This is a genomic window from Rhodoferax sp. (assembly GCF_013297935.1).
Lineage (GTDB): Bacteria > Pseudomonadota > Gammaproteobacteria > Burkholderiales > Burkholderiaceae_C > Allorhodoferax.
Genome location: NZ_JAAFIX010000010.1, coordinates 39,612 through 52,057 on the forward strand (window position 1 = coordinate 39,612; position 12,446 = coordinate 52,057).

The 12,446-nt window shown below is 62.1% G+C and carries 11 protein-coding genes; 2 read left to right on the forward strand and 9 right to left on the reverse strand.

The features are described 5' to 3' along the window. Positions 1–127 precede the first annotated feature (127 nt). The 8 genes from garL to QZW03_RS13755 all read right to left on the reverse strand — a co-directional run bounded on the left by garL (position 128) and on the right by QZW03_RS13755 (position 8,508). Positions 128–910 carry a 2-dehydro-3-deoxyglucarate aldolase gene (gene garL, locus QZW03_RS13720; protein WP_296510571.1) on the reverse strand — a complete coding sequence of 261 codons (783 nt, stop codon included), beginning with the start codon at positions 908–910 and terminating at the stop codon, positions 128–130. Positions 911–958: 48 nt separating this feature from the next. After that, on the reverse strand, positions 959–2,569 hold the full coding sequence (gene garD, locus QZW03_RS13725) for a galactarate dehydratase (RefSeq protein WP_296510572.1): 1,611 nt from the start codon (positions 2,567–2,569) through the stop codon (positions 959–961). Between the two features lie 5 nt (positions 2,570–2,574). Beyond that, positions 2,575–3,840 carry a glucarate dehydratase family protein gene (locus QZW03_RS13730; RefSeq protein WP_296510573.1) on the reverse strand — a complete coding sequence of 422 codons (1,266 nt, stop codon included), beginning with the start codon at positions 3,838–3,840 and terminating at the stop codon, positions 2,575–2,577. A 6-nt stretch (positions 3,841–3,846) separates the two neighbouring features. Then, a complete protein-coding gene (locus tag QZW03_RS13735; RefSeq protein ID WP_296510574.1) occupies positions 3,847–5,130 on the reverse strand; it encodes a TRAP transporter large permease in 1,284 nt (427 codons plus the stop codon). After that, on the reverse strand, positions 5,130–5,657 hold the full coding sequence (locus QZW03_RS13740) for a TRAP transporter small permease (protein WP_296510575.1): 528 nt from the start codon (positions 5,655–5,657) through the stop codon (positions 5,130–5,132). The genes QZW03_RS13735 and QZW03_RS13740 overlap by 1 nt, the downstream gene beginning before the upstream one ends. 65 nt (positions 5,658–5,722) lie before the next feature. Next, a complete protein-coding gene (locus QZW03_RS13745) occupies positions 5,723–6,706 on the reverse strand; it encodes a TRAP transporter substrate-binding protein (RefSeq protein ID WP_296510576.1) in 984 nt (327 codons plus the stop codon). 43 nt (positions 6,707–6,749) lie between these two features. Further along, positions 6,750–7,664, reverse strand: coding sequence for an SMP-30/gluconolactonase/LRE family protein (locus tag QZW03_RS13750; RefSeq protein ID WP_296510577.1), 915 nt, complete (start codon positions 7,662–7,664; stop codon positions 6,750–6,752). A gap of 7 nt (positions 7,665–7,671) precedes the next feature. Beyond that, entirely contained in the window at positions 7,672–8,508 is an 837-nt protein-coding gene (locus tag QZW03_RS13755) for an NAD(P)-dependent oxidoreductase (RefSeq protein WP_296510578.1), read from the reverse strand. A gap of 85 nt (positions 8,509–8,593) precedes the next feature. Between QZW03_RS13755 and QZW03_RS13760 the strand changes: the two genes are divergently transcribed. Both QZW03_RS13760 and gudD read left to right on the forward strand, forming a co-directional pair. Further along, positions 8,594–9,373, forward strand: a complete 780-nt coding sequence (locus QZW03_RS13760) for a FadR/GntR family transcriptional regulator (RefSeq protein ID WP_296510579.1) — start codon at positions 8,594–8,596, stop codon at positions 9,371–9,373. Positions 9,374–9,443: 70 nt separating this feature from the next. Then, positions 9,444–10,796: a glucarate dehydratase gene (gudD, locus tag QZW03_RS13765; protein ID WP_296510580.1), complete on the forward strand. Its 1,353-nt coding sequence runs from the start codon at positions 9,444–9,446 to the stop codon at positions 10,794–10,796. A 127-nt stretch (positions 10,797–10,923) separates the two neighbouring features. Here gudD and QZW03_RS13770 read toward each other — a convergent pair whose 3' ends face one another. Then, positions 10,924–12,417 (reverse strand): 8-oxoguanine deaminase, encoded by a 1,494-nt coding sequence (locus tag QZW03_RS13770; protein WP_296510581.1) that lies wholly within the window; start codon positions 12,415–12,417, stop codon positions 10,924–10,926. Positions 12,418–12,446 lie beyond the last annotated feature (29 nt).

Sequence of the window (12,446 nt, forward strand, 5' to 3'; positions counted from 1 at the left end):
AAAAAGAAGTGGTGGAGCCAAGGAGGCTGGATCGGAGCGCGTGCTGCGCAGGTCAAGGAGGAGCCCGAAGGGCGGGGGACACGGAGCAGAACGCGCTCCGACCCAGCCTCCGTCCCCGCGAAGAGAATCAGCCGAGGTATTTGTCCCGCAAAGCCTGTGTAGCGTTGCGGAACAGCCCGAGGTCGCTACCCACGGCCACAAAGGTTGCGCCCATCTCCATATAGCGGCGCGCATCAGCCTCCACGGGCGCGAGAATGCCCGTGGGCTTGCCGGCGGCCTTGGCCTGGGCAAACACACTGGCAATCGCCTCCTGCACCTCGGGGTGGTTGGCGTTACCCAAGTGGCCGTAGCCTGCTGCTAGGTCAGACGGGCCGACAAACACACAGTCCACCCCCGGCACTGCGGCAATGGCGGCCGTGTTGGCCACCGCCTGGCGGCTTTCAATTTGAACCGCCACGCACATGTGCTGGTTGGCTTCTTGAAAGTAGTTGGCAATCGAGTTGTAGCGGTTGCTGCGTTGGGCCACGGACACACCCCGCATGCCCTCTGGGGGATAGCGGGTGGCGGACACGGCCAAGGTGGCTTCGTCTGCGGTTTCTACAAAAGGCACCAGGAAGTTGTAAAAGCCCGCATCCAGCAAACGCTTTATTTCGATGGGGTTGTTGCAGCTGGGGCGCACAAACGGGGCGCTGGGGCTGTCCTTGAGCGCCATGAGTTGGGGCACGAAGGTGATGACATCGTTGGGCGAATGCTCACCGTCCAACAAAATCCAGTCGAAGCCGGCCACGCCCAGCACTTCGGTGGTGATGGGGCTGGCCAGCGATGCCCAGCAACCGATCAGGCGCTTGCCTGCGAGCAAGTCTTGCTTGAACTGGTTGGGGAAGGGGCGGTAAGGGGTGGGGTAGGACATGGTGGGGCCTTGTGGTGTCGGGGTGTGGGGTCGCTCAGTAGATGCGGCTCAGGTGATCGGTGCCGGGTTGAACAGCACCAGGGAGTTGTGCAATTTCCAGTGTTCAGCCCAGGTCTTTTTGCGGCCGCTGGCCACTTCCAGCATGAGGTGGAAGAGTTCCCAGCCGGTGTCTTCGATGGTGGCGTCGCCGTCGGCAATGCGGCCGGCGTTCACGTCCATCAGGTCGTGCCAGCGGCGGGCCAGGTCGGTGCGGGTGGCCACCTTGATGACCGGGCATTCGGCCAGGCCATAGGGGGTGCCGCGCCCGGTGGTGAACACATGCAGGTTCATGCCCGCAGCCAACTGCAGCGTGCCGCAGATGAAGTCGCTGGCGGGGGTGGCCGCATAGTGCAGTCCTTTGTGCTCCAGCTTCTCGCCCGGCGACAGCACACCGCTGATGGGCGCGGTGCCGGACTTGATGATGGAGCCCATGGCTTTTTCGACAATGTTGGACAAGCCACCGGCCTTGTTGCCCGGTGTGGTGTTGGCACTGCGGTCCGCCTGGCCGCGGCCCAGATAGGCGTCGTACCAGGCCATCTCGCGGGCCATGGCATCGGCAATCTCGGGACTGGTAGCGCGGGCGGTCATTTGTTCGATGGCGTCGCGCACCTCGGTGGTTTCCGAGAACATGACGGTGGCACCGGCCCGCACCAGCAGGTCGGTGCAATAGCCGACTGCGGGGTTGGCGGTCACGCCCGAAAACGCATCACTGCCGCCACACTGCACACCCACCACCAGCTCGCTGGCGGGAATGGTTTCGCGGCGGCGGGCGTTGAGGCGCTCCAGATGCGGCACGGCACTGGCCAGCACCGAGTCGATCATGCTCATGAAGCCCACATGCTGCTCGGCCTGCAGGCACACCACATCGAGTGCGGGGATGGTTTGACTGTAAAATTGACCTGTAGCCCCCGTATTGTCTGCATGGGTAGCTACTATTTCGATAGCGCGTTGCTCCGGTGGAAACAGCCTTTCGGGTTGCAGCTTTTCACAGCCGAGGCTCACCACCATCACCTCGCCGCCGAAGTTGGGATTTTTGGAGATGTTGCGCAGCGTGCGAATGGGGATGATGGCGTCGGGCGCGTCGATCGCCACACCGCAGCCATAAGCGTGCTCCAGCCCAATCACGTCGTCCACATGCGGGTAGCGTGGCAGCAGCTCGGCCTTGATGCGCTGCACCGCAAAGTCGACCACACCGGCCACGCACTGCACAGTGGTGGTAATAGCCAATATATTGCGCGTGCCCACTGAGCCGTCAGCGTTGCGGTAGCCCTCGAAGGTGTAGCCCTCCAGCGGCTCGGCCTTCCAGGCTTGCGCGGTGGCTTTGGGCAGGTCGGTCAGCGCGCGGGCCTCGGGCATGTGCAGCAGGCGCTCGTGCACCCAGGCGCCGGCGGCAATGTCCTTCAGGGCATAGCCGATCGGCACGTTGTAGCGCAGCACTGCAGCGTCTTTGGCAATGGCGCTCAGAGCGACCTTATGCCCTTGGGGCACGCGGTCTACCAGCGTCAGGCCATCGGACAAGACGGTACCCGCAGGCAGGCCACCATCGTTGGCCACAATGGCCACGTTGTCGGCCGCATGCATGCGGATGGTGAGCGGTGGGCGTGGGTTGGGTGCAGACATGGCGTTCAGAAACGGGGTTTGATTTGCGTCCACTCCGGGCGGTAGCGCTGCATCTGGGCCACATCGTTGCGGGTGCGAATGCGGCAGTTCTTGAAGGCCTCATGCAACTCGGCCAGCTTGTGCTGGTCCAGCTCCACACCCAAGCCTGGCTTGTCGGTGAGGTGGACGCAGCCGCCCACAATCGGCACCTTGCCGCCCACCAAGACCTCGTCGCTTTGCCACGGGTAATGGGTGTCGCAGGCGTAGCTCAGGTGCCCCACGGAGGCGGCCAGATGCGTCATAGCCATGAGGCTGATGCCCAGGTGCGAGTTGGAGTGCATGGACAGACCCAGCCCGAAGGTCTGGCAGGTTTGGGCTAGCTCCTGGGTGGCACGCAGGCCGCCCCAGAAGTGGTGGTCGCTGAGCAAAATCTGCACGGAGTTGAGCTCGATGCTGCGCTTGAGCTCCGCCCAATTGGTGATGACCATGTTGCTGGCTAAAGGCATGCCGGTGGCTTGGTGCAGTTCGGCCATGCCTTCCAGCGTGGGCGTGGGGTCTTCGTAATACTCCAGCGCGCCGCGCAGCTTATTGGCCACTTTCAGGCTGGTCGCCATGCTCCAGTTGCTGTTGGGGTCGATGCGCAGGGGCTGGTTGGGGAAGGCGGCCTTGAGCGCCAAAATGGCGTCGGCTTCCTCCATGGGGTCGAACACACCGGCCTTGAGCTTGATGCTCTCGAACCCGTACTGCCCAATCATCTGGCGTGCCTGCTGAACAATTTGTTCGGCATTCACCGCTTCGCCATAGGGGTCGGGTGCGTACTCGGGGTCCACCGCGGCATTCCACTTGTAAAACAAATAGGCCGAGTAGGGCACTTTGTCGCGCACGGCACCGCCCAAGAGTTCCACCAGAGGGATACCCAAGGTGCGCGCCTGCAGGTCCATAAAGGCGACCTCAAACGCCGAGAACGCGCTGGTCACCAGGTTGCTGGCGAGCGAGCCGGGTGCCAGCTCCATCTCGATGTGGCCGGTGTTGACTTTGGGCGCCAGCGCCTTGAGCCGGGCCAGCATGCCGTTGACATCAAACGCCGACAAGCCCACCAAGCTGGGTGCTGCACGGGTCAGCAGGCCCAGCACCGGTGCGTCGCCATAGGTTTCGCCTAGGCCCACTAGGCCGTTGGCCCCCACCACCTCAATGATGGAGCGCAAGCCAAAGGGCTCGTGCACCCCCGCCGCATTGAGCAAGGCGGGGTCTTTGATGGCGATCGGGGTGACCCGGACTGCAGCGATCTTCATGGTGGCTTACTTCAGCAGTAAGTTAGGCAGCCACAGGGACAGCGCAGGGATGTAGGTCACAGCCATCAGCACCAGCAGCAGGGCACCGAAGAACGGGAACAGTGCTTTCACGACCTTTTCAATCGGTAGCTTGGCGACCGCTGCACCCACGAACAGCACACCGCCCACGGGTGGGGTGATCAGGCCCATGCCCAGGTTCACCATCATGATCATGCCGAAATGCACCGGGTCCACGCCCATGGTTTTGACGATAGGCAGGAGGATGGGCGTCATGATCAGGATCAGCGGCGCCATGTCCATCAGCGTGCCCAGAACCAGCAGCAGGATGTTGATCATCAGCAGCACGGTGTACTTGTTGTCCGAGATACTGGTGAACAGACCCGTGATCATGGTGGGGATCTGCATCAGCGTCATGATGTAACCGAAGCTGGCCGCAAAGCCGATCAGGATCATCACAATGGCCAGCGTCTTCACCGTGCGGTGGACCAGCTTGGGCAGCTCATTCCACTTGTAGTCGCGGTAGATGAACATGGTGACGAAGAAGGCCCACACCACCGCAATGGCGGCGGACTCGGTCGCGGTAAACACGCCGGACAAAATGCCGCCCAGAATGATCACCATGGTCATCAGGCCCCACAGTGCGTCTACGCAGATGCGCAAGGCTTCTTTCATGGGGATGCTGCGGCCTTTGGGGAAATTGCGTTTCTTGGCAATGAACAGGCACATGATGGCCAGCGTTAGGCCCAGCAGCAGCCCAGGCAACACACCGGCCAAAAACAGTGCAGCAATGGACACCGAGCCACCTGCTGCCAGCGAATAAATCACGGCGTTGTGGCTGGGCGGAATCAAGATGGCCTGCACCGAGCCGCTCACGGTCACCGCAGTAGCGAAGTCACGGGGGTACCCTTTTTTCTCCATCTCCGGAATCAGCACCGAGCCGATGGAGGCCGTGTCCGCCATGGACGAACCTGAGATGGCGCCGAAGAAGGTAGAGGCCAGGATGTTCACCAGCGACAAACCGCCGCGCACGAACCCCACCAGCACTTCGGCAAATGCCACCAAGCGGCGGGACATGCCGCCTTCGGCCATGATGGCGCCTGCCAGCACAAAGAAGGGAATGGCCAACAGCGAGAACTTGTTCACGCCACCGGCAATGGCAATCATCACCGCGTCATAGGGCAGGTCAATCCACCAGGCACCAATCAGGGCCGACAAGCCCAAGGCATACGCCACGGGCATTCCAATGATCATGAGCACCAGGAAGGAGCCCAATAGTACAAGCGCGTCCATCAGATGGCCTCCGGTTCTTCAATAGCGTGGTCAAAAGTCACGATGGCACGTGCGTGCTGCGAGCCGAACACCAGGTGTTCGACGATGAAAATGAGGGTAAAAAATCCGCCCAATGGCACAGGTAGGTAGGTGGCGCCTACGGGCATCCACGGAATTTCTCCGATGTTCTGGCCCCAGGTCTCCATGCACAGCTTGGAGCCATAGAACGTCATGAACAGGGCCACGACCACCATCAGGGCGTGCACTACATAAGCAGATACTTGGCGCAGTGCGGGTGGCAGGCGGTCGGTGACCATGGCCACGGCAATGTGTGAGCCTGCGCGGTACGCCGCCGCAGCACCCAAAAACGTAAACACCACCATCAACAAAATGGAGATGGGCTCGGGCCACTGGGAGCCGGTTCCCAGCACGTAGCGGGCAAAAATGCCCCAGGGAATGATCAGCGACATCACAAAGATAGACCCGCCTGAGAGCCAGATACAGGCGGAGTAGAGCGCATCGCTCCAACGCAATAGAGTGTTTTTCATGGGATTCCAGAAGACGGTACCGAGGGTGCCCGGCTCTGCGGGCACCCTATCCAAAGTGCTTGGATTTACTTGGTCGCGGCGATGCGTTGCATCAGATCGGTGAACTTGGTGCCGTATTTGGCGCGCACCGGTGCGGTGGCGTCAAAGAACAGTTTTTGATCCACAGGTACGAACTCCACACCGGCAGCCTTGAGCTTGGCGGAGTAGTCTTCTACGCTCTTGTCCCACAAGACGCGTTGTTCCATCTGGGCTTCGCGGGCCAGTTTCTTGACCAGGGTCTTATCGTCAGCCGACAGCTTGTCCCATGCCACTTTGGACATCACCAACAGCTCAGGAATGATCAGGTGGTTGGTCTGGGCGTAGAACTTGGTGCCGGTGGTGTAGTGGTTGCTGGTGAACATGCTGGGTGGGTTGTTTTCCGCACCGTCAATCACGCCGGTTTGCAGCGCGCTGAACACTTCACCGTAAGCCATGGAAATGCCATTGCCACCCATGGCGTTCATGGTGTCCACAAACAGGGGGTTGCCCATCATGCGCACCTTGATGCCCTTGAGGTCAGCCGGTGTCTTAACCAATTTCTTGGTGTACAAGCTGCGGGCGCCGCCGTCCATCCAGCCCAAGCCCACCAGGCGGGCGGGGCTGGCAGTGACCTTGTCCAGCAATTCGGCGCCGATGGGGCCGTCGATCACTGCGCGCATGTGGGGAATGTCGCGGAACACGAAGGGCATGTTGAACACGTCAACATCAGGCACCACGGGGCCGACCACACCCAGGGAGATGCGCACGATCTGGATCGCACCGATCTGGGCTTGCTCTACAGCTTCTTTTTCCTGACCCAGCACGGCGCCGGGGAACATTTGCATCTTGATGCGGCCACTGGTGGCGGCTTCCAGCTTCTTACCCATGTTTTCTACCGCCACCACAGTGGGGTAGCCAGCGGGGTGGGTGTCTGTGGCTTTGAGCACCATGTTCTGGGCGTTTGCGCCCAGGGTGCTGCACAGGGCAATAGCGGCTACGGCGGAAGCCACAAAAGTTCTACGGAAAGTCATGCTTGTCTCCTCTTCGGGATGGTTGGTTTGAAAGAACGGAAAACTATCGAATGGGAAAACGGGAAAACAAAGGCTCCGGCAGGCCCTGCACACCGAGCTCCAGTACCAGCAAGGCGCCGTCTAGCGTGGCGTCGAAGCCGGCTGCCGGAGTGGCAGGGCGGATGGAGGTCACAAACAGGTGGCGCAATTCGGGGCCGCCAAAAGCGCACATGGCAGGTTTGCTCACGGGTACTGCAATGGACTGCAGTAGCGTGCCCTGTGGGCTGAAGCGGTGCACCAGGCCGGCGTCGTTGGCGCAGATCCAGTAGCAGCCTTCGGCATCGACGGCCGCACCGTCCGGCCTGCCGGGCAGGGCTTGCATGTTGACCCAGGGCTGTGCAGCGCCCCAGGTGCCCGATGTGGTGTCGAAGTGGTGCTGGGTAATCTGCTGGCGGGTCGGGTGCGAGTCCGACAAGTACGCGGTTTGTCCGTCCGGGCTGAATGCCATACCGTTGGGAGTGATGTAGCCAGTCAATACCGGTCCGCGCAGGCCTGATTCGTCGAGGCCGTAGATACCGCCGGCCGGGCTGGCAAGCCCTATATCGCGCACCATGGTGCCCACCCAGAAGCGGCCTTGGCGGTCACAACGGCCGTCGTTGAAGCGCATGCTGGGTTGCGGGTGGGTCACCGGTGTCAACAGGCTGACGCGGGCCAGCGGTGGGTCGCCGAGTGCCACTTCGAACACACCGGTTTCCATGGCGGCAATCAAAGTGCCGCGCGCACTTAAGGCAATGCAGCCCACTCGCTCCGGGAGCGTCCAGGTGCTCTGGTGGCGATTGGCCCAGCTCAGCCGGTGAATAAAAGGCCCTTCGATGTCAACCCAATAGAGGCACTGGTTGGCCACCGACCATACAGGGCACTCGCCCACTTTGTCGCGGCTGATACTGACGGCCTCTACGGCCACGGTGTGAACAGACACGGGTGCCTCAGGCAGTTTTCTTGGGTGGCAGGTGGGCCGTCATGGGCTCGCCCTGAAACAAGAAACCACCGCCCTGGTAAATGACGGCAGGATCGGTGATGTCGGGTTCCGGTGTGCGGGCATAGACGGCTTCGCGGAAGGGGTTTGAGCTGTCTTGCGGCACATAGCCCACATGGCGAGCGGCGCTGTTGTCATACCAGACCACGGCGTTATCGGACATGCCGAAAATCGCGGTGTGGCCCAGCACAGGCGTGGTCAGGCAGGCGGTGACCAAGCGGTGCAAATCGTCAAAGCTCAGCCAGCTGGCCAGCATGCGCCGGTCTTTAGGCTCGGCAAAGCTCGATCCGATGCGCACGCACGCGGTTTCAATGCCATAGCGATCGAAATACATGCGGGAGAGGTCTTCGCCAAAGGCCTTGCTCACGCCATACAGGCTGTCGGGGCGGGCGGGGTGGTTGAGCGTGATGGTTTCGCTCTGCTTGTAGTAGCCGGTCACATGGTTGGAGCTGGCGAATACCACGCGCTTCACGCCGTGTTTGCGGGCCGCTTCGTACAAGTTGTACACGCCCAAAATGTTGGCCTGCAAGATGGGCTCAAAAGGGCCCTCTACCGATATGCCGCCGAAGTGCACGATGGCGTTGACGCCTTGGACCATAGCGTCCACGGCTGCTGCATCGGCCAGATCGGCCAGAACGACTTCTTCCCCCGCTCCGGCAGGCCCGAAAGCGCTACGATCAGCGAGGCGCAAAACCTCGCAATTGGCCTTCAGCCGGTCGCGCATTGCAGTGCCCAAGCCGCCTGCGGCGCCGGTCATCAGCAAAGTGTGGTGTACTTTGATTGTCATGAAATGGTGCGCTGAATTGTCAGTTGTATGTTGTCTGATGTGTTAAATTGTGGTCATCGGTTCAGGCCGCGTCAAGGACTTTTCTATGGAACTAGTGCAAACCCCTAGAGCGCCGGCAGCGTCCGGCATGGCATCAGACGCCACGGAAGCGGTGCGCCCCCGCCGGGCCAAAGGTCTGGTGAATGAGGTCGTCGAAAGCCTGACAGCGAGCATTCGCGAAGGCGCTATCAAGCCGGGCGAAAAGCTGCCCACCGAAACAGAAATCATGGGGCGGTTTGATGTCAGCCGCACGGTGATTCGCGAGGCGATTTCGCGCCTGCAAGCCAACCGCTTGGTAGAAACACGGCACGGTGTGGGCACCTTCGCTCTGGCCCCGCAAAGCAGCGGCAATTTCCAGATTGCCGATTTCGACTTTGCGACGGTGGCCGACGTGATTGCCCTGCTGGAGCTGCGGATTTCGTTGGAGACTGAGGCCGCAGGCTTGGCCGCCCAACGCCGCACGGAGGCCAACTTGGCGGCCATGCAGGCCATGCTCGATGCGTTCCAGAAGTCCATTGAAGAAGACTCGGACGCGGTGCCCTCCGACTTCAGCTTTCACTTGGAAGTCGCCAAAGCCACAGGCAACCGCCACTTTGCCAACTTGATGACCTACCTGGGCACCATGATCATTCCGCGCACCCGCATCAACACAGCCAGCAGCGCGCCGGAAGGGCGTCTGGCTTATCTGCGCCGGGTGCATGGTGAGCACGAATACATCTTCAACGCCATCCGCAATCAGGATGCCGATGCCGCCCGTGCGGCCATGCGCACCCACCTGGCCAATAGCAAAGACCGGCTCAGAAAGTCACAAACTGAACCGGTTTAGTTGTATGATGTCCTATATGTAGGGGCGCCGCCTACCCATTCATCAGAGCGCCCCGCTGAGGAGACTGACCATGACTGCATCTGAATCCAGCGCCACTCGCGGCGCACCCACCGTTACCGCCTTGCGCGTCATCCCCGTGGCCGGGCATGACGGCATGTTGATGAACCTGAGCGGCGCCCATGCACCGTTTTTCACGCGCAACATCGTTATCCTGACGGACAGCAGCGGCAACACCGGCGTGGGCGAAGTGCCCGGCGGCGAGAAAATCCGCCAGACGCTGGAAGACGCCGCCGCCCTCGTTGTGGGGCAATCAGTAGGTAACTACAACGCCATCCTGAACCGCATGCGCGAAGCTTTTGCGGGGCGCGACAGCGGCGGCCGTGGCCTGCAAACCTTTGACTTGCGCATTGCCATTCACGCCGTCACCGCAGTGGAAAGTGCTTTGCTCGACTTGTTGGGCAAATTTCTGGGTGTGCCCGTAGCCGCCTTGTTGGGCGACGGCCAGCAGCGCAGCAGCGTGGCGGTGCTGGGCTACCTGTTTTATGTGGGCGACCGCAATGCGACTGACCTGCCGTACGCCAGCGAGCCCGACCAGGCCGATGACTGGAAACGCCTTCGCCATGAAAAAGCCATGGACGCTGACGGTGTGGTGCGCCTGGCCGAGGCCGCTTTTGCGCGTTATGGTTTTCAGGACTTCAAACTCAAAGGCGGCGTGCTGCGTGGTGAAGAAGAGGTGGAAGCCATACGTGCGCTGCATGCACGCTTCCCCGAAGCCCGCATCACCCTGGACCCGAACGGCGGCTGGCTCCTCAAAGACGCCATTCGCCTCACCCGCGACTTACATGGCGTGATGGCCTATGCCGAAGACCCCTGCGGTGCCGAAGGCGTGTTTTCCGGCCGCGAAGTGGTCGCCGAGTTCCGCCGCGCCACCGGCCTGCCCACGGCCACCAACATGATTGCGACCGACTGGCGCGAGCTGGCGCATTCGTTGGCCCTGCAGTCGGTAGACATTCCGCTGGCCGACCCGCACTTCTGGACCATGCAGGGCTCCGTGCGTGTGGCGCAGGTGTGTGAGACCTGGGGCCTGACCTGGGGTTCGCATTCCAACAACCACTTTGATGTGTCGCTGGCCATGTTCACCCATGTGGCGGCGGCAGCGCCCGGCAAGGTCACGGCCATTGATACCCACTGGATCTGGCAAGACGGCCAGCGCCTCACCAAAGACCCGCTGCAAATCGTGGGCGGCCAGATCGCCGTGCCCACCACGCCCGGCCTGGGTGTGGAGCTGGACATGGTGGAAGTGGAGAAGGCCCACCAGCTGTACTTGCAGCACGGCCTGGGCGCACGGAATGACGCCATGGCCATGCAGTACCTGATTCCGGGCTGGACGTTTAACCCCAAGAGCCCCTGCCTGGTTCGCTAGGCCTTTACCGGCTCCTGCTGTGGAGTTTGAAGCCAAATCGGCCTCTGGCCCTCGTGGAATATGCGCGAGTAGCTCCTATTTCAGTAGCAAAATCGCGTCATTCACGTGGGTTGCTGCGCGGCTGGGGTCAGTGGATGGCAGCCGCAGCCAGCTGCAGCGCCAGCCGGTTGTGCCTTTCCATCAGCGGGCCCAAGGCCACCGTTTCCAAATGCCCATCGCGCACCACCACCTTGCCGTTGACGATCGTGGTGTCAGCCTGCGGGCTGGCGCACAGCAGCAGGCTGCCCAGCGGGTCGTGCACCGCGCCGCCGGCAAAGCCCAGCGTGTCCAAGTCCCACAGCACCAGGTCGGCACACATACCCACCGCCAGGTAGCCAATGTCTTGGCGGCCCAGCACCTGCGCGCCGCCGCGCGTGGCCACGCCCAGGGCGTCGCGCACGGTCATTTCGGCGGGGCCGAGGTCGCAGCCAAAGAAGGTGCGGCGCTCGCCGTTGGGCAGCACACGTTCTTCAGGCGGCTGCATCGCGCGGCCCACACGGGCCAAGAGCAGGGCCTGGCGGGCTTCGTTGAGCATGTGCGCGGCGTCGTTGCTGGCGCTACCGTCTACGCCCAAGCCCACCGGCACGCCGGCGTTGAGCATCTTGCGCACGGGCGCAATGCCGCTGGCCAAGCGCATATTGCTGCACGGGCAGTGGGCCACGCCAGTGCGGCTGGCGGCAAACAGGCTGATGCCCTCATCGTCCAGCTTCACACAGTGGGCATGCCACACGTCGTCGCCCAGCCAGCCCAGGTCTTGGGCGTATTGGGTGGGTGTGCAGCCGAATTTTTCGCGGCTGTAGGCCAGGTCGTGGTCGTTCTCGGCCAGGTGGGTGTGCAGCCGCACGCCTTGGCCTTTGAAGCTTCGCGCCAGCAGCGCAGCCTCGCGCATCAGGTCGCGGCTCACGCTAAACGGGGAGCAGGGGGCCAGCGCCACATTCAGCATGGAGCCCCAGCTCGCATCGTGGTGCTGCTCGATCAGCCGCTGGCTCTCTTTGAGGATGAAGTCTTCGTTTTCCACCACCCGGTCAGGTGGCAGCCCGCCTTGGCTCTGCCCCACACTCATGCTGCCGCGCGTGGCGACAAAGCGCATGCCGATCTCGGCCGCCGCGCCAATGCTGTCGTCCAGCCGCACGCCGTTGGGGTAGATGTAGAGGTGGTCGCTGCTGGTGGTGCAGCCGCTCATCAGCAGCTCGGCCATGGCAATCTGCGTGCTCACCTGCACCATCTCAGGGGTCAGGCCGGCCCAGATGGGGTACAGCCCGCGCAGCCAGCCGAACAGCTCTGCGTTTTGCACGCCGGGTATGGCCCGCGTCAGGCTCTGGTACATGTGGTGGTGGGTGTTCACCAAGCCGGGGGTGACCAGGTGGTGGCAGGCGTCAATCACCTCGTCGGCCTGCAGCGCCTGCGGCGGCAGATCGGCCGAAGCGCCGATAAAGGCGATGCGGTTACCCTCGATGTAAATGGAAGCGTCCCGCAGCTCGGTGGATGGCGCCGGGTCAGCGGGGACGAACGTGGCCGCATCGAATGTCGCCTTATCAAATGTCGCAATAGCGCGCGCGTTGTGAATCAGCAAAGTGCCCATGAAAATGTTTCTCCGTCAAACAAGTGTCC